Genomic DNA, 17,213 nt, shown 5'->3' with positions numbered 1-17,213 from the left:
TTAAATAATTTTATCAATTTCCTTCATTATTCTATCTGTTTCAGATAATGCAGCTATTATTTTTTGATAATGAATAATATCATCATAGGAAAGCTCTCTACCTTTACGATCTTTAAGCCACTTTTGAGCTGGTTGATATCCGCCCATAAAAAACTCCCATGCAATCTTTGGCACATTTTCAAAATATTGAGACGAACTTATCATGACTCTACCAACTCCATTTCCTATTTCTTCAAATTTTATTTTTTCAATAATATTTTTTCCATCATCTTTCGGATATGAAATTATAGAATTATTTAATGAAGAAGATTCAAGTAAATGAATTTCTCGCAATTCCTTTCCTTTTTCAGCCAATTTCCCAAAAACATCTTTATTTTCCGGATATGGTACTTTTGGAAAATCTATTTTTAAAAATTCTTTGTATTTTTCACGATAGTTTGGCGAATATAATACTGCATAAATATAATCTAAAATATTTTCTGGCTCTATTTTCCCTGTAATTTTTTCTATTTCTAAAACTATTTCCTTTTTAAGATTTGAAGTTCTTTGACCATTTTCAGAAAATAAATATAAAGGTAATATATTAGCACTTGCGTTCATGGTTTCAATAATATGTAAATCAGTAATATTATTAACAATGAAATAGTGACAAATTTTATCAATACGGATATGTTTATTTACAACTAAACCTAGGTTTTTATGAGTGAAATTTTTCATAATTTCTTTTCTTGACCGTTCAACAAAAGAATCGTCGTAGTACACAAAACGTGTATCAAAAGCACGATAACTTATAGGAATAATTGCGTCTGTATTAAATTTTTGCTTTAATGCATTGCTAACTTTCCATGATTTATTTTCTACAAGATTAAAATCATTTTTTGCAAGTGAAGCATCGCTATAGGAAAAAAACTTTCTCATTCTGTTTTCAAGTTCTTGCCTTGTAGGTGCAATTACAAAATCATCACGAGAAGTAACGATACCAACACTAGATTTTATAAACAATTCAGCAACAGAAAACCCTTTTTTGTAAAGATTTTCTACTTTATTGTCTCGCAAAACAAAATCATAATTAGGTGCAATTGGTATAAATTTTTCACATTTTATAGACTCAATCAAATTTTCATTAAGAAAATCATATTTAAATGATCTGGTTCCAAAAACATCAGAACGAGAAATTGTGGCGAGTTTTTTAATTCCTTTTTGCTTCTTTTTTATAGCTATAACTATGGCAACACCTTGCTTAATATCAAAAACATTTTCATCTGTACTACCATCTGTTGATTTTTCTTTTTTATTCGCGTTTCCATGTAAATCAAAAATATGTATTTTCTCAAAAGTATTTAAGAGATGCCAACGCATACCACGAAATGTCGGATTATCAAAATATCCATGTGGAGTAATCATTCCTACAATCCCCTCATTATTTTTCTCAATCAAAATTTCTGCAAAACGAATAAATTTAACATAATCATCATTAATCCATTTCGAATTTCTTTCTTGTAATTTTTGTTTTGTATTTGGTTCAAATTTATATACTTCAAGTTCTTTTTCAAAAAGTTTTTGGTTAGAGGAATGACCAGAATATGGAGGATTACCGAGAACTACCATAATCGGCGTTTCATTTTTTATTCTTCCGGCGTTTTGTGCTTCTGAACTCAAAAAACTTCCCATCAAAAGATTCGGTGATTCTTTTACACCTTCTTCTAAACTATTAGTCAGCCAAACAGAAAAACGTTCTTTTTCTTCAATATATCCAGTTTCTTTAAGAGTTAAGGCAAGTTTGAAATGACACATTGTATATGGTGCCATTAATAGTTCAAAACCATGCAAGCGAGGAATCAAATCTTTTTTAACATAACTAGGCCAAATACCTTTATCTTTAAAAAATTTGTAAATATATTTTATAACTTCATTTAGAAATGTGCCGGTTCCCACTGCAGGATCAAGAATTTGGACTTTATGAATTTCTGTTTTGACTTCTTTTCCTTGATTTCTAACTAGGTGGGGTATTTTAGTTGTATCAGCTAATCCTTGAACCAAATTAAATTCTTTTTTTAAGATATCATCAATTGCCCTAACTATAAATTGAACAACTGGAAGAGGAGTATAGTAAACACCACGAGATTTTTTTAATTTTTTGTCATATTCTCCAAGAAATGTTTCATAAAAATGAACAACTGGATCTTCTTGTTTTGTTGAAGTTCCAAATTTTGCTAAAATAGTTTCCATATCGGAATAAAGAAAAACAGTCGCCAGTTCATCAACTACCCAAGAAATTTTAGGATCTAAATCAGAACCAGAAATATGTTGAAATAATCTTCTTAAAAATGGATTAGAACTTGGTATTAGGTTTTGCGCCTCAAAACGAGAAAAATTTTCTCTTGTCTTACTACTACAACGAGCCACAAAAAGACCATAAGCAAGCGTTTGAGCATAAAGATCTGCAAAAATTTCTGGAGAAATGTCGTGCATGAGTGTTTCTTTGAAGGCTTGAAATAAATCCTTAATATCACTTTTTTCATCATTATGATTTAAAAGAATATCTTCTGAAACATCTTTTACTAACTTTGCTTTTTCCGCCATCCTTTTTGCTAAATCCTTGGCGGAAACTATTAATTGAGATTCTTCTCTTAAAAAATTTTCAAGATAATGTTGTAATGTATTAAATTGATTTTCATCAAAAATAATTTTATTGTTTTGCAATATTCCAATAGATACCCTTGCGTATTCCTTGCTTTTTCTATAAAAAATAAAATCTAAGTTATTTGTGATAAAAATATTATCAAGAGCCATATATCGCTCAAATTGTTTATTATTTGCGCCTGTTTGAAAAAATAAATCAAGGCCAATTCCCATATCTTTCATTTCAGCATAACCAATCGGAATTTTATTTTTAAGAAATATAAAATCTGGTGCACCTACTTTTTGTCGCTTGGGTTCATTTACTGCAGTAATTTTATTATCTAGAGACTGAATAAGATTTTTAAATGCCGGACGGTAAGTATGCTCAGTCGTCTGCCCTGTTTTAAATTCTTTTTCTATTTCTTGAGTAAATTTAGATATTATTTGATCCATATTTTTATTTCAAAAGCTCATCCACTGAAACCCCTAATGCTTTTGCTAATTTAGTAATAGTTGAAAGTGTCGGATTTTTATTGCCACTTTCAACATTGCTGATGTAAGCTCTATCAACGCCTAATTTTCGGCAAATGTCGCCTTGCGACATTTGCTTTTCAATACGAATTCTTTTCATATTTTGTCCCAATTTTTTTGAGTTATTCACAGTTTTAGTATAAACCTGATTGTCTTTTCTAACAATGATGTTTTATAATACAATAGAAGCCCGCATTCCCTCCCAAACCCTTCCTGCGGGCAGAATTTGAAATCTCGTCAAAAGACCAAAGTCGAGGAAAAGCAAAATCCTTGTTCCCAAAATTTATGTTTTTGCTTTTCGGAGTCCATTAAAATTATCACATTAGGAGAGCGTAGTAAGAATATTAAAATTAAGGAAAGCGTGGAGCGTGCACATTAGCTTTCAGTATTGTTTTGAAAATAAGTTCGGATTTTGTGGTATAGAGGGAGCAGAGCAGTATAGAGCCCAAAATTCGGCGCGCGCGAAGCGCGCGAAAGTTCGGCGGGAATTTCGGAAACCCCAGCATTCAAAAGCATTTCCCAAGATTTTTTTGGAGAAAAAGAAAAGGTGCGAGCGTCGAGAAGATGGTTCCCTGAATTTCATTCAGACAAAATAATAATTTTGTGAGCCAAAGTGAAACGATAATTATAAAAAATCAAAAGCAATGAAATACTTTTTATACATAAGAAAATCAACCGACGAGGATGACAGACAAGTTTTGTCGCTTGAAGCACAAGAGTTTGAATTGAATGAATTTGCCAGACGAGAGCATTTGATTGTTGTCGAAACATTTCGCGAATCTTTAACCGCGAAATGTCCCGGCAGACCGATTTTCAATCAAATGCTCGACCGCATGGAGCGTGGCGAAGCGGAAGGAATTTTAGCGTGGCATCCGGATAGACTGGCGAGAAATAGCGTGGATGGCGGACGAATAATTTATTTTGTGGACTCGCTAAAAATCACCGCGCTAAAATTCCCAACATTTTGGTTTGAAGCCACACCCCAAGGCAAATTCATGCTATCCATTGCTTTTGGTCAGTCGAAGTATTTTGTAGATAATCTTTCGGAAAATACTAAACGTGGTTTGCGTCAAAAATTAAGACGAGGCGAATGGCCCGGTTGGGCTCCGCTCGGATATTTAAATGATCAAGTTAAACACAATATTATGAAAGATCCTGAGCATTTTCGCCTCGTCAAAAAACTTTTTGAAATGTACGCAACCAGCAATTACTCAATGAAAGATTTACAAAATACTGCAAAAAATATCGGCTTGTTTGGAAAAAGTGGAAAAGTCCCCTCGGTTTCCTTAATTCAACATACTATTTCTAATCCATTTTATTACGGAGTTTTTAAATATAATGGTGAACTCCACGAAGGCAAACACGAGCCAATGATATCAAAGAAACTTTTTGAAAAATGTCAGGAAGTAATGGCCAGAAAATCGCAACCAAAAAAACGCCATATTGCAAAGCCGACACTTCGCGGATTATTAAATTGTGCGGATTGTAGATGTGCCATTACTTCCGAAACACAAAAAGGACATCATTATTATCGCTGTACTAAAAAACGAGGAAATTGTTCGCAGGGTTACATTCGCGAAGAATTTCTTGTTGAACAAATAAATGATGTCCTTCAAAAAGTTTCTTTACCGCCGTCTTGGGCAGATGAAATGCTCGCGAAGCTGGAAAATGAACGCGAGCAAGAACGGCAAGACGGATTGATTTTTGCTCAAAATCTGAAAGCTCAGATTGAGGATTTAAATATTAAAATTGAAAAATTACTAGACGCACATATTGATGGGCTTATTCCGAAAGACGAATATGTGCTGAAAAAACAAAAAATCCTCAATCAAAAAATTGAGCTTTCAGACAAATTGCGAGATTTTGAGCAAAAGGGAAATTTTTGGCTCGAACCAATGCGACTTTTTATTTTAGATAGTAAACAAGCCATAATTATCGCTTCCGAAGAAAATTTGGAAGACAAGAAAAATTTTCTTAAAAAGATTGGCTCGAACCATCTTCTCTCCGCTCGCACGCTTTCATTTTCTCCAAAAAAATCTTGGGAAATCCTTTTGAATTCTTGGGTTTCCGAAATTCCCGCCGAACTCTCGCGCGCTTCGCGCGCGCCGAATTTTGGGCTCTATACTGCTCTGCTCCGGGGGTAGGGATCGAACCTACGACCAATCGCTTAACAGGCGACCGCTCTACCGCTGAGCTACCCCGGAATTTATTATTAAACTTTTTTTATAAATTATTTGTGGATGCTCTACCTCCGCCAGCTGGCGGATACCACGAATTTATTATTTTACTTTTAATGAACTTTCTTCCTTGATAAGATTTTAGTTGTTTTTCTCTAACAACCGCTTCAGAACGACTTGCCAATGATTCTTTGTGAACTAAAACCCACTCTCCTGAATATCTAGAAGTGAATTTTTTAAATGAAGAATCGTTGTGTTGCTTTAATCGTTTAACTAAATTAATAGTTTGGCCTATATAAATCTTATTATTCCGATGATTATAGATAACGTAAACATAGTAGTTCATCTTTTGATTATACTACAGAAGAACGCTCTACCTCCGCCAACTGGCGGATACCCCGGAATTCTTATTAATAAACCTCCATCTCCACCAAATGGTGGACACTTTAGAATTTCTTTTTTCTTTAAAGAACTTTCATAATATTAGCAGAAATTAGAGAAAAAACAACAAACGAATCAACGGAGACAAGATGCGATCAATCCATTTTGGATTATACGAATTTGGATCGAATAAGACTGATTCCTCTTTCCACTCGTTTGTTATCTTTAAAAGCTTGTGAATTACTTGGGTATCTTTTATAAAAACTCCGATTTCGGAATTAAGTTCAAAAGAAAAAAAGTCTAAATTGTTGCTTCCTATCATCCCCTCTTTTTCATCTACGATCAACGCTTTGGCATGATTCATTTTTGGCTCAAGAAAGAATTTTACGCCGAGTTTAGACATTTTATATATATAAAAATGATTGACGCGATCGACAAGAAAATGATCAGTCGTCTTCGGAATAAGAACCTCGACTTTTACCCCGCGCAAAACAGCCTGATGTATAGCTCCCATGAGCCAGCGTTTGGGTGTAAAATACGGACTTACTAAAAGAACACTTGTTTCAGAATCTCTCAGCGCTTCCTTGTAAAGTTTCTTCAAATGATATTTATTACTGATTGGAAAATGCTCCATAACCCAAGTTTTGGCCTTGCTAAAAACAATCTCCTTATTCAAAGCAATCAAGGCTTGGTCTTTGCCTCCATAATTAGCATAAGCTTTGCTAAAAGATCGAGTAATGCTTTTGACCAAACTGCCTTCCACTCTGACTACCAAATCCATCCATTTATTCATCTTCTCTTCAAAATTAACTCCTCCGATGAATGCCACTTTTTCATCCACTATCAGGACCTTTCTGTGCGTCCGATAAAAAATATGACTGAAGAAAATAATTTCTGCTCCTGCATTTTTTAAACTTAAAATTCCTTCTTTGCTTAAATCAGAACTTCCAAAAGAATCTATAATTATTTTTACTTTAACCCCGGATTCTGCTTTTTCTTTTAATAATTTTAAAAAATTAAATTCCGACATATCATCTACGAAGATATACATTTCTAAAAATATTGATTTTTCAGCCCTGCTCATGTCGGCAAACATGGCTTGCCACGCCCGTTTCGAATTAGTGAAAAATTTATAAAGCATAATACTCTGGTGGACCCAAGGAGACTCGAACTCCTTACCTCCTCATTGCAAATGAGGCGCTCTACCAGATGAGCTATGGGCCCTTATTCAATAAAACTATTCTATCTTATTTTACTAATAATGCAAATTATTATATAAATCCACAGAAAGATTCTTATCACACATAAACTCATTTTTTATGTACTCCTATTTTCCAAACACCTTTTTCCAAGAAAGCTTCAATTGTCTGACGTGTTGCTTTGTTAATAAGATTAGAGTGAGAAATTTTTTTAGATTTTGCATACTCAACTAATGTCATAATTTTTTTGCCTTCCAAATATGCCAAACGCTTATGATAACTATTAGTCAAAGCTTTAGCGACAATCTCCTCCATTATTTTTGTTTTACCTTTTTCGTCAAATTCCTTAAATGCATCATAATATTTCTTGCGGTCTATAAACTTAATATTTATAGGAACGAATCCTTCACGAATCAAAAGATAATTGTTTAGCACACGGCCAATACGCCCATTACCATCGATAAAAGGATGTGTATATTCAAATGTTAAATGTAATTTTGCTATCCGTTTAATAATATTTTCGTGACTTTTTGCATTATACTCGGACAACATTTTTTCAAGTCTTTCTAAAACTTCTTCTGGTTTTGGAGCGATGTGACTTCCCACTCTGACATATTCATTATTTTTACGAAATCTTCCTGCGACGTCATCACGAATATTTGTAATGAGCATTTTGTGAAGTGAAAGAATTACATCAAGTGTCAATTCTTGTTCTTTCGATCGTTTGTCAATATACGATACTACTCGCGCGAGATTTTTGGCTTCAAAAATTTCTCTCTGACTAATAAACCTTTCAAGATCAATTTGAAGTAAAATTTTTTCTGTTTCTTCAAGTGACAATGTACTATTTTCTATAGCATTTGAGTTATATACTTGCTCAGCAACTTCTGCTTCACTAACGAGCCTAATAAGTGCCTCTTTACCAATAGAAGCTTTATAGTAACGCTCTCGTAAAGAATTTATTTTATTAAATACTGCTGGTGTCTTTGACATATATAAATTATAGTCTTTTTCACGCTTTTGTCAACATAACCGTGAAAAACTATATTTTTTCTTTTATTTTCACTGTTTTCAATACAATTTTCCCCCACAAAAGCATTCTTTTATGCTTTAGCCACCTCAGAAACAACAGGAGTAGAATTAGCTGGCAACTCTATATAGAAGGCCGAACCTTTGCCCTCGCCTGCGGACTCTGCCCAGACCTTGCCTTTGTGTTCTTCGATAATCAGTTTGACTGAATAGAGCCCGTAGCCAGTACTGTCCACATTTATTTTGACAGATTCTTTACCTCTTCCGCCTTCGGTAAATAAATGTTTTTTATCTTCTTCAGTGATGCCTATGCCGGTGTCCTTCACAGAGAGATTCACTTTTCCATTGCCGTCATGCAAATCGACACTTATCTTCCCTTCCTTGGTATATTTAATAGAATTATCAATCAGATTATTGACCGATTCGGTGAGCCAGAAAGCATCACCCGAAACATTATACACATCACTCTTGTCGTCATGGATATTGCTTTCCATTTGAAGCCCCTTCGCTTCCGCTTGCACTTTTTTGTCCACCAAAACTTTTAACACTATTTCTTTAAAATCAACCGGTTTCATTTCATATTTGACTGACCCAGTAGAAAGATTAGAAGCATTCAAAACTAGATTAACCGTTTGGATTCCACCATTGTCCGACTCCAAGCCCATCTGCGCATATTTTTTTACCACTTCACTTATTTCACCGAAAGTCCCATCCAAAAGCCCAGCAAAAATATATTTTGAGCGAGTAAAAGAACCCTTCACTTTATGGGTAACCAAGTGCACGAGACTCTCTCTTTGCTTGAGGAGATCTTGAAGGTCAATATTAAGTTTTTCAATTTGTATTCTTTGGTCAGACTCTTTTTTTAAATTTCTGAAAAGAATCAAGCTTAAAAGAGCGAGCAAGACGATAGTTAAAATAGTGAGTAGTCTATTGGTCGTGCTAGTGATAAAGAATAATTGCCCCCCCATAAGAATAATAAGACCTACCACTAGATAATAAGTACCAAGAATATGGACTTTAAAAATATCAAGTTCAAATACAGAATAAATAATTGCAATCAAAAATACCGGCAAAAGAAATAAGCTGTATAAATTCATTTCATAATATCCGGTTGTTGATGCAAGATATTCTGTCACTCCAAAGATTGAAAGAAAAAGAAACATAGAACCCAGAACTATTAAATCTGCTTTTTTCTCTTCCCGTGAAAACTTTTTGAAAAATGGGATAATTGCGTAGATAAAAATTATCAACAATAATATTACTTCAACAGCAAGTTTATATTCACTTATAAAATTATTACTTAACGCTTCACACACAGGATAATAAAATCCAGTCAATGATTGTTTAATTATGGTTAGAAAAAGTGTCGGTAAAGTTAAGACAAAAAGAAATATTTTCCATAATATAGATATGTCAGACTTCTTTACGAATATAAGAGCAAAATAAAATCCTAACACATAAAAAACTATTTCAAGATAATCAAGTGGTGCCCATGAAGCATATTGAAGAAAATAATTATTTTGTGTCCAAAGAACCACATCACCAATAAGCCAAAGTGAGAACACAATAATAAAAGCAAGGAAAACTTTTGAAAAAAGATTAAATTTTGTTTTTATAAATACAAAAGTTCCTAAAATAAGTGATAAAACTATTGGAATTACGTGAGAATAATAAGCGATAGTACCAGAATCTCCTCTAGTTAAAAAACATGTATTTACTATTGTATTTGCGAAATTAATCATATTATCTTTTTATTTTTTTACGATCTTTTATTAATTGTTTTACATTAAGGCTATGATATGTCCAAAAATCATCTAATTCGATTTCAAATGGCTCAATCGGCACGATAAGGGGCTTCACTCCTGTCATATTCATAACCTCCTCAATAGCTGGCAATACTATTTTTTTAGAGAAATCTCCACCACTATCTTTAGATGTTAAAAAATTTTCAAAAATTATTCCATGATAAACAAAAAGAAGAAAAACATATTTATAATAATCTCGTGCATGAGCACCTTTACTTTTTAACCACCCTGATCCATCCCAAGTGATAATTTTTTCATCCTTAAAATGATCATTAAATAAAAACTTATGGAAATCAATAAGGGGTTCAGACCATAACGTTTTTACCTCATTTAGTTTATTTCCTCTGTGTTCATTAAAATCAACAATCCTAAGATTTTCTACTAGGTTAGTATTATTTTTCTTGCACGAGCCTTTATGGATAGACAATATCCCTAATGAATACTTAAATGGATTATCATCAGGCGAAAATATGTCGTCATGATATTCAAAAACAACTGGGTGTAAGTTATTTTCCTTAGCTAATGCTATAAATCTATTGGTTTCGTAATCTGGTGTAGAAATTTGTCTAAAAAGTACAGCGTATTTCTTATCTTTTTTAAAAACCTCTGGGATATCTCCCTTTAGTAATTTCTCAACCTTCGCCATCAGTTCTGGATCTTTTCTTCTTTTCTCTAAAAGCAGTAATGCTTCAGATAGAGGAGTATAGACAATTTGATTAAAAATATTCCGATCATTCATTATTGTATTGTAGTCACCAATCTTTATCATAATTTTATTCTTCTTCAGCAACCGGTAATTCTAACACACTACAAGACTCCCCCATTTCTTCATCTTCTTCACATTCTATGGGTTCGCATTTTATTGTTCCAGCTTCACAGGCATTGGCGCAGTCTTCATTCTCACACATTTTGAAATCACTAGCTTTCAAGCTAAATCTTTTAAAATCTGAGAGTTCATTCGGCGGGCAATCGTCAGGATTAGAACAATCACGCTGAAAACAAATCTCCACAGATGGATCACAAGCAACCTCCACGATAAAGTCATAGTCTTTTTTAAAATAAAAAAAATAAAAAGATACAAGAATTGCAACTAGACAGCTAATGCCAATCAACCACAAAAACCAATCACTCTTTTTATCTTCTTCAGACATAGATTCATTATAACATAATAATTAATTAAATTAATTAAAAAGATTATTATTACACCACGAGCTTGACTTTTGGCAACAGGAGGCTAGACTTCATATAGATGTAAATTCTTCGACAAAATAAGAAAGGAGGTAGAAAAGGTATATCAACGCAAGTATCACAGATGAGCTTGCACATTTACAAATCATTTAATTTGAGTTGCGCATATCCTGATATTAGGATAGCAACTCAGCAAGGAGAAGAAATGAAAAGTATTACCACCTCGATTAGGGAAGCACAAATTCATGATTTTGATTGGGTCGCTGATCTAATGCATAATTCTCTTGAGCAATATTATGGTGGAGATCATCGTGCTCATGCAAAAAGAATTTTTGATGCTCATATGGCTGGTGGCCATGATAATGTGGGATTTTTTTCTTTTGAACAGCGTATGTTCATCATAGAAGCAAATAACACACGTGCAGGAATGATTCACTTAGTCGGCAAGAGGCAATCCACTTACAAAATAAGCCCTATTATTGTTGCCCCTGCCTTTCAAGGTCAATTCGGAATTGGTAGCCAACTTCTAAAATATGCTGAGAAGTACATCCGTAGTCAAAATTCCCGTCAAATATATTGCACCGTAGCAGAAAAAAACAAATCAGCGATGCAGTTTTTTGTTCACAAAGGATTTATACGAGCAGGAAGTTCAGATAGTCACTATAAGAGTGGCGTTGTTGAAACCATGCTGTATAAGCCTTTATATAGCACGAGTAAAATTATTTCTCTGGATCAGCTTCATGTTTCTGTCGTACTATTTGATGAAACAAATACAGAACTTCGAAAACAAGTGGGGCGCTTGTTGCTCGAAAAACTACCAGAATCGTTTGAAGGAATAACTGATGAATGGGTCAATGCGCTTTTTAACGGCTACAGCCGTAGGCACGCAGCTGATATCAACGCCAAGTACAAATTGATTTATGTTGCCACTGACAGTACTGGAAGAGTGAAAGGTGTGGCAGGTGCAACACCTAAAAAGGGAAATCCCATCAAAGTAATGCCTTTTATTGCGACGAACATAGTTGCATTTGAAGCCATGCTTATTGATATCCCCTACCAACTGGTGCCATACGGACACAAACTTTATATTCACATTAATCCAACGGCAGATGAAGTTACTTCTCTCCAAAGACTTGGATGGAAACTGGATGCAGCATTACCGTCAGCATACCACCCAGGCATAATTACTCAGCAATGGAGTCTGCATATAGGAGAAACAACTATGAAAACAATGAGAATAAAAAAAAGGTTTTTTGATCTTATAAGTTCAGGTAAAAAAACTCTTGAGGTGCGTGTTGGGTATAATTCACTTAAGCGCATAAACGCTGGTGAAGATATTAGGATGGTAACACACACATCAAGCTGTGTTGTTCGAGTAAATGCAGTTCGCCACTATCAGACTTTTGAAGCAATGCTTGCAAAAGAATCTTACGAACGTATTTCTCCTGACGCTTCTTCGAGTGAAGATGTTCTCAATTTATTGAAAAATATCTACGCAAAAGACAAGGAGAAACTTGGGGTCATCGTTTTTGATATTACCCCAACTCAAAAAAAATAGCATAACAAACAAAACAATCGAAGGAGTCCTGACACATGTCTGGACTCCTTTCTTATTTTTTAAGCTCTATTTTTATTCCAACAACCCCGTATTTTTTTTCATCTTCATTTGAATAAAATCTTTTTATTTCCCTAATTAAAAATTTTTTTGATATCCCCCCAAAATACTCAACAGGAAAAGCAGAAAATAACTCACTGAATGTTTTGTATTTATGTAAAGACTTAACTTTTGTTATAACTCTTTTCTCTTCATCATCATTCTGATAAAATTCTATACTATCACCGACTTTAATTAATTGGCGTTTCTCGTCATAAAGTCTCGATTCTATTATTTTTTGACCACTTGCTATTTTTTCAAATGGCTCGCGATCTAATTTCATTCTGTATATATTCATATTTTTATATTATTACTTTTAATTAAGACTAGCGAAGACAATACAATGACACTAGTTAGTACATAAGCTTATCATAAGAGGATAATAACATTATATTTTGCTATTCACAAAAAAACTTGCTATAAATTTAACATGAACAATTGTATATTTTGTAAAATTGTAAAAGGCGAAGCTCCGGCTCATATAATTTGGGAGGATAAAAAGCATATAGCTTTTTTGTCTATTTTTCCAAATACTGAAGGTGCTACTGTAGTAATTCCAAAAACTCATTATACAAGCTACGCTTTTGATTTACCGGACAAAATACTCACTGATCTTTTACTTGCCACTAAAAAGGTCGCAAAACTACTCGATTTAAAATTAAAGGGCGTTGGTCGGACCGCTATGGTATTCGAAGGTTTTGGCGTTGATCATGTTCACGCAAAACTTTTTCCAATGCATGGAACTGCAAACCTAAAAAAATGGAAGCCTATCGAATCAAAAGTGAATAAATATTTTGATAAATATGAAGGGTATATTTCTTCACATGATTCCAAAAGAGCTGATGATGTAAAACTTGCCAAACTAGCTGCAAAAATAAAAAGGGGGAAATAAATCTGGTGTTTAAACAAGAGCGATTCTTTCTATTTCAAAAACACCCACCTTTTCATTAATTTTTCTGCTTGATTTATAAATTGTTCTTCATCTAGATTATATTTTAAGGCAATATGTTTTAATTTCCATGTCTTTCTAGGATTACGTACCTCGGTCATTTTTACGTTTTTATCAATTTTCTGCCCTAAAACTCTATAAAATTTCCAGCGAAGAGAATATTTAGGAAACATATATAAAAGTCCTAAATAAAAACTAATTTTACTTAAAGGATATTCTATAGTTTTATACCCAGACCAATGCGCTCTGGTATATGTATAAGCAATATCTGATAATTCGCTCCATTTGTTTATCAATCCCCTTGTCTCCTCAAATTCTTTCAACTCTTCCAAAACATCAGCTTTGTGCCATTCAAAATCTTTTTTCGGCATATCTAAAATCGAATGCCATTTGTTAATTATAGTTTTCATATTTATTACAAAAACAATATCACACTCCCGATAATCATAATCGCAATGGCAACCATTTTAGGCAATAACATGCGTTTTTCTAAATTTTCTTTTGTAATTTCAGGGAAAAATTTAGTAGTAAAAATAGTTAAAAAAAGCACAATGGCAGGCTGAAAACTTCCGACTAAAAATACCATAGCAACGGGGGCTAAAAGCAATGCATAGCTGGTTAAAAGGTTGCCAATAATTGACATAAATTCGCTTACAGTATTTACGATAAAAATCGTATACCCTCCTGTTCTATTCATATGCAAAAAAGATTTCCTGTAATGTGGAATAAATAGAAAAATAAACAAACCAGACACCCCTAAACCTAAATATTCCCAAAATGAAGAAATCCAAAAATTATTTCCTACCGTAACATATTTAAAAATAACTCCAGAGATAGCTACAGCTATGCACGCAAAAAGCATATAAAATACAGGCTTATGTTTAAAAGATTTTTTTTCTTTACTAAAATCCAAAGAAATTAAAATCAAACCTAAAAAAATTATTCCAGATCCAATAAATTGACTAAATGTTAACTTTTCCCCGAGAAAGAAAAAACCTAATATATATCCAAAAATAGGAACAGAGAGAAACCAAGGCACAACATTAGAAATCTCTTCTATTTCCAAAGCAAATAAATAAAAAACAATCCAAATAATAGTCAAAATACCACAAATAAAAAGCAAAAATTTATCCAGTATTGGAATATTAAATACATCTGGAACAAAAATCCAAATTAAAAAAGAAATAACAATACCAATAAGACTAGAAAAAAGAACCAGTCCTCCAGAGCTACGTTCTTCTTCTTTGTGAGAAAATCTAGTGACTAAATATTTATCAGCTACATTTACTAAAGCCCATAAAAATGGTGCGGCTAAAGCTATGAAAAACCATTGCATATAACTATTGTACTATTAAATTGCATTTACTCAAATTAGAATTCTTTATATGAAAAAAAAGGAGCGTGCAAAAATGCAAACTCCTTGCCTAAAATTGAGAATGATTTACCTCCATACAGCGATTAGGGTGGCAGTATCTTTACTACACCCACAATCGTCTTCTATGAAAGTACATCCATTAGCTCTAGCTTTTAATTCCAAAGCTAAGCTTAACTTTACCCTTTCTCCAAGACGATAAATTTTGTTACAGTATTTACACTGTAACAAAATACCTCCCTTGCAAAATTGTAGAGGAATCATCTCCTTCCCTCCTTTTAAATTGTTTAGTGCAAAAGTCTTCAAGTACAATTATACTACTTTTCATGTAATTGACTATAGCAAGTTATGCACCTAGCGAGGACAACCCTAACTGAAACAAAAGACAAAACAAAAAAACACCTTACGGCGTTTTTTTGCGGCACTTATGTTGTTCACGAAAAATGTAAGATAAAACCTTACACTCACTAAGGAACAGTATAGCATACTTGCAAAAAAAATGCAAGTTTTTATGAATTAAATAGAAAAATCCTCTCGTTAGAGAGGATTTTTCATGTTTGTGGTCTTGCATTTATAAGCCGAATTTTGTGATCCGACCGAAGTCGGACGATAGCAATTTATCTAGGCCTGAAATTACTCCCAAGCTCAAGCGATTCTCTCCCCGACCTGGGTCGGGGAGCACGATCTTGCACACACGTAAGTATTTTGCCGTTTCACCCGAACTAAATCGGTTCGTCACTGTTCGCAACTCTGTCCTTACGGACGACGGGCGTTACCCGCTACGCTTCTCCGACGCGAGGTCGGAGTATGTGTTCGGACTTTCCTCCCTCTGACCTAAGTCAGAGAGTAGCTATCAAATGCAGGACCAACTCTAATTGTAGTACAAAATACAAAAAAGTAAATAAGAAGTTCTTTTGAATTACGAAACTCTTTCTTGGCACAAGTTTTATATCAGCACACATAAAAATCTGCTGATTTTTTGCTATGCTCGGCTCGTCAGCCTGCGCAATGCTTCTATAAAACTGCGCCTGCGACAAGTTTCGTAATTCAAAATTCTATAGCCTTCTTTTAAAATCCTCATACCCAAATCTTTTCAAGACCTTTATTTTCCCCTTCTTGTCCATCTTGGTGATATTCGGCAAATTGACTCCATTAAAGGTATTATTCTTTACCATCGTATAAATCGCCATATTGAGAAAAATTATCTTGTCTCCGATTTTTAATTTATTAGGAAAAGAATAAAAACCGATAACGTCTCCAGTCAAACACGTCGGCGCCACTAGCTTATAAACATTTTTTTCTCCCTCAATTTTACAATTACCAGTTATAGGTTTCGCACCCACAATTTTCGGCAAATACGGCACTTCTAAAACATCCGGCATATGACACGCCGCTGACACATCAAGAACGGCAATATCTACTCCGTTATTAAAAATGTCTATCACAGAAGCCACTAGACCTCCGGTATTCATCACTACTGCTTCTCCCGGCTCGAAATAGACCGTCAAGTGCGGGTATCTTTTTTTAAAATCAGAAACGACCTTATAAAGCAAATCAAGGTCATAATCGGAATTGGTAAGAAGATGCCCGCCTCCGAAATTTACCCATTTCATCTTTCCTAAAAATTTTCCAAACTTTTCTTCAAAAGCTTTCAGAGTGCGCGCAAACTTATCGGCGCCATTTTCACAAAGAGTGTGAAAATGCAATCCTTCTATCCCTTCCATGTTATTTGTTTCAAAATTCGCTAAAGTCACGCCTAGATGCGAACGGGGCACACAAGGGTCATACATAGGCATGGTTCCTTCGCTGTGTTCTGGATTTACTCGGATACCGCAAGACACTTTTTTCTTGGTCTCACCCGTAGGGCTACGACCGAGGGAATTTTTGATGGTTTTTTTGAACTTGTTCCATTGAGAAAAAGAGTTGAAAGATATATGGTTGCCGTATTTTATATATTCTTTGATATTTTTATCGGTGTAGGATGGAGAAAAAATATGATTTTCCTTGCCGAATTCTTCATATCCTAGACGCGCTTCATTTACTGAACTCACTTCTGTCCCCGCTAAATATTTTCTTATGAGCGGAAAGACAGAATACATCGAAAAGCATTTAAGGGCAATTAAAATTTTTACTCCTAAATCTTTCTGTATTTTTTCGAGAATTTTTAAATTACGCTCAAGATTCCCCTCGCTTACAATATAGCAAGGAGTTTCAACATTTTTTAAATTCAATTTTTGAAAACCTTCTTCGTTAACCCAAGGCTCAACTTGTCTTTCTTCCGGATTGCAATGTGACATGATATTTAT

15 protein-coding genes, 2 tRNA genes and 1 other RNA gene are annotated in these 17,213 nt (G+C 33.9%); 3 read left to right on the top strand and 15 right to left on the bottom strand.

Going from position 1 to position 17,213, the window contains the following annotated elements:
* Nucleotides 1-3,075, bottom strand: a complete 3,075-nt coding sequence (locus PHT16_02070; GenBank protein ID MDD5721212.1) for an N-6 DNA methylase — start codon at nt 3,073-3,075, stop codon at nt 1-3.
* Between the two features lie 4 nt (nt 3,076-3,079).
* The gene (locus tag PHT16_02065) at nt 3,080-3,253 is read right to left on the bottom strand and encodes a helix-turn-helix transcriptional regulator (protein MDD5721211.1); all 174 of its coding nucleotides are present in this window, start codon (nt 3,251-3,253) and stop codon (nt 3,080-3,082) included.
* Between the two features lie 544 nt (nt 3,254-3,797).
* Between PHT16_02065 and PHT16_02060 the strand changes: the two genes are divergently transcribed.
* Nucleotides 3,798-5,297: a recombinase family protein gene (locus PHT16_02060; protein MDD5721210.1), complete on the top strand. Its 1,500-nt coding sequence runs from the start codon at nt 3,798-3,800 to the stop codon at nt 5,295-5,297.
* Here PHT16_02060 and PHT16_02055 read toward each other — a convergent pair.
* The 8 genes from PHT16_02055 to PHT16_02020 form a co-directional block, all read right to left on the bottom strand.
* A tRNA-Asn gene (locus PHT16_02055) sits at nt 5,286-5,357 on the bottom strand. The genes PHT16_02060 and PHT16_02055 overlap by 12 nt on opposite strands.
* Nucleotides 5,358-5,376: 19 nt before the next feature.
* On the bottom strand, nt 5,377-5,676 hold the full coding sequence (locus PHT16_02050; GenBank protein MDD5721209.1) for a GIY-YIG nuclease family protein: 300 nt from the start codon (nt 5,674-5,676) through the stop codon (nt 5,377-5,379).
* A gap of 147 nt (nt 5,677-5,823) precedes the next feature.
* Complete coding sequence (locus tag PHT16_02045) at nt 5,824-6,852, bottom strand: phosphatidylserine/phosphatidylglycerophosphate/cardiolipin synthase family protein (protein MDD5721208.1); 1,029 nt, start codon at nt 6,850-6,852, stop codon at nt 5,824-5,826.
* Nucleotides 6,853-6,859: 7 nt separating this feature from the next.
* A tRNA-Ala gene (locus PHT16_02040) sits at nt 6,860-6,935 on the bottom strand.
* An 86-nt stretch (nt 6,936-7,021) separates the two neighbouring features.
* The gene (locus PHT16_02035; protein MDD5721207.1) at nt 7,022-7,903 is read right to left on the bottom strand and encodes a Fic family protein; all 882 of its coding nucleotides are present in this window, start codon (nt 7,901-7,903) and stop codon (nt 7,022-7,024) included.
* Nucleotides 7,904-8,013: 110 nt separating this feature from the next.
* Nucleotides 8,014-9,681 (bottom strand): ATP-binding protein, encoded by a 1,668-nt coding sequence (locus PHT16_02030; protein MDD5721206.1) that lies wholly within the window; start codon nt 9,679-9,681, stop codon nt 8,014-8,016.
* A 1-nt stretch (nt 9,682) separates the two neighbouring features.
* A complete protein-coding gene (locus PHT16_02025) occupies nt 9,683-10,513 on the bottom strand; it encodes a hypothetical protein (protein MDD5721205.1) in 831 nt (276 codons plus the stop codon).
* Between the two features lie 4 nt (nt 10,514-10,517).
* Nucleotides 10,518-10,895 (bottom strand): hypothetical protein, encoded by a 378-nt coding sequence (locus tag PHT16_02020; protein ID MDD5721204.1) that lies wholly within the window; start codon nt 10,893-10,895, stop codon nt 10,518-10,520.
* Between the two features lie 161 nt (nt 10,896-11,056).
* Here PHT16_02020 and PHT16_02015 point away from each other — a divergent pair, with 161 nt between their 5' ends.
* Complete coding sequence (locus tag PHT16_02015; protein ID MDD5721203.1) at nt 11,057-12,490, top strand: GNAT family N-acetyltransferase; 1,434 nt, start codon at nt 11,057-11,059, stop codon at nt 12,488-12,490.
* A gap of 52 nt (nt 12,491-12,542) precedes the next feature.
* Here the strand turns inward: PHT16_02015 and PHT16_02010 are convergent, their stop codons facing one another.
* Nucleotides 12,543-12,884, bottom strand: a complete 342-nt coding sequence (locus tag PHT16_02010; GenBank protein MDD5721202.1) for an ASCH domain-containing protein — start codon at nt 12,882-12,884, stop codon at nt 12,543-12,545.
* A 132-nt stretch (nt 12,885-13,016) separates the two neighbouring features.
* Between PHT16_02010 and PHT16_02005 the strand changes: the two genes are divergently transcribed.
* Nucleotides 13,017-13,478, top strand: a complete 462-nt coding sequence (locus tag PHT16_02005; protein ID MDD5721201.1) for an HIT family protein — start codon at nt 13,017-13,019, stop codon at nt 13,476-13,478.
* Between the two features lie 29 nt (nt 13,479-13,507).
* Here PHT16_02005 and PHT16_02000 read toward each other — a convergent pair whose 3' ends face one another.
* The 4 genes from PHT16_02000 to nspC all read right to left on the bottom strand — a co-directional run bounded on the left by PHT16_02000 (nt 13,508) and on the right by nspC (nt 17,204).
* Nucleotides 13,508-13,945, bottom strand: coding sequence for a hypothetical protein (locus tag PHT16_02000; protein ID MDD5721200.1), 438 nt, complete (start codon nt 13,943-13,945; stop codon nt 13,508-13,510).
* Between the two features lie 5 nt (nt 13,946-13,950).
* Nucleotides 13,951-14,871 carry a DMT family transporter gene (locus PHT16_01995; GenBank protein ID MDD5721199.1) on the bottom strand — a complete coding sequence of 307 codons (921 nt, stop codon included), beginning with the start codon at nt 14,869-14,871 and terminating at the stop codon, nt 13,951-13,953.
* A gap of 594 nt (nt 14,872-15,465) precedes the next feature.
* An RNA gene (gene rnpB, locus PHT16_01990) (RNase P RNA component class A) lies at nt 15,466-15,773 on the bottom strand.
* Between the two features lie 189 nt (nt 15,774-15,962).
* The gene (nspC, locus tag PHT16_01985; GenBank protein ID MDD5721198.1) at nt 15,963-17,204 is read right to left on the bottom strand and encodes a carboxynorspermidine decarboxylase; all 1,242 of its coding nucleotides are present in this window, start codon (nt 17,202-17,204) and stop codon (nt 15,963-15,965) included.
* Between the last annotated feature and the right edge of the window lie 9 nt (nt 17,205-17,213).

The sequence above is a fragment of the Candidatus Paceibacterota bacterium genome (genome assembly GCA_028718635.1).
Taxonomy (GTDB): Bacteria; Patescibacteriota; Minisyncoccia; order Phycocordibacterales; family UBA9973; genus UBA9973.
This window is presented reverse-complemented; position numbering and strand designations above follow the sequence as displayed.

Coding starts and splice junctions, on each gene's coding strand:
- PHT16_02070 (MDD5721212.1), bottom strand. CDS start 3,075: ATGGATCAAATAATATCTAAATTTACTCAAGAAATAGAAAAAGAATTT.
- PHT16_02065 (MDD5721211.1), bottom strand. CDS start 3,253: ATGAAAAGAATTCGTATTGAAAAGCAAATGTCGCAAGGCGACATTTGC.
- PHT16_02060 (MDD5721210.1), top strand. CDS start 3,798: ATGAAATACTTTTTATACATAAGAAAATCAACCGACGAGGATGACAGA.
- PHT16_02050 (MDD5721209.1), bottom strand. CDS start 5,676: ATGAACTACTATGTTTACGTTATCTATAATCATCGGAATAATAAGATT.
- PHT16_02045 (MDD5721208.1), bottom strand. CDS start 6,852: ATGCTTTATAAATTTTTCACTAATTCGAAACGGGCGTGGCAAGCCATG.
- PHT16_02035 (MDD5721207.1), bottom strand. CDS start 7,903: ATGTCAAAGACACCAGCAGTATTTAATAAAATAAATTCTTTACGAGAG.
- PHT16_02030 (MDD5721206.1), bottom strand. CDS start 9,681: ATGATTAATTTCGCAAATACAATAGTAAATACATGTTTTTTAACTAGA.
- PHT16_02025 (MDD5721205.1), bottom strand. CDS start 10,513: ATGATAAAGATTGGTGACTACAATACAATAATGAATGATCGGAATATT.
- PHT16_02020 (MDD5721204.1), bottom strand. CDS start 10,895: ATGTCTGAAGAAGATAAAAAGAGTGATTGGTTTTTGTGGTTGATTGGC.
- PHT16_02015 (MDD5721203.1), top strand. CDS start 11,057: ATGAGCTTGCACATTTACAAATCATTTAATTTGAGTTGCGCATATCCT.
- PHT16_02010 (MDD5721202.1), bottom strand. CDS start 12,884: ATGAATATATACAGAATGAAATTAGATCGCGAGCCATTTGAAAAAATA.
- PHT16_02005 (MDD5721201.1), top strand. CDS start 13,017: ATGAACAATTGTATATTTTGTAAAATTGTAAAAGGCGAAGCTCCGGCT.
- PHT16_02000 (MDD5721200.1), bottom strand. CDS start 13,945: ATGAAAACTATAATTAACAAATGGCATTCGATTTTAGATATGCCGAAA.
- PHT16_01995 (MDD5721199.1), bottom strand. CDS start 14,871: ATGCAATGGTTTTTCATAGCTTTAGCCGCACCATTTTTATGGGCTTTA.
- nspC (MDD5721198.1), bottom strand. CDS start 17,204: ATGTCACATTGCAATCCGGAAGAAAGACAAGTTGAGCCTTGGGTTAAC.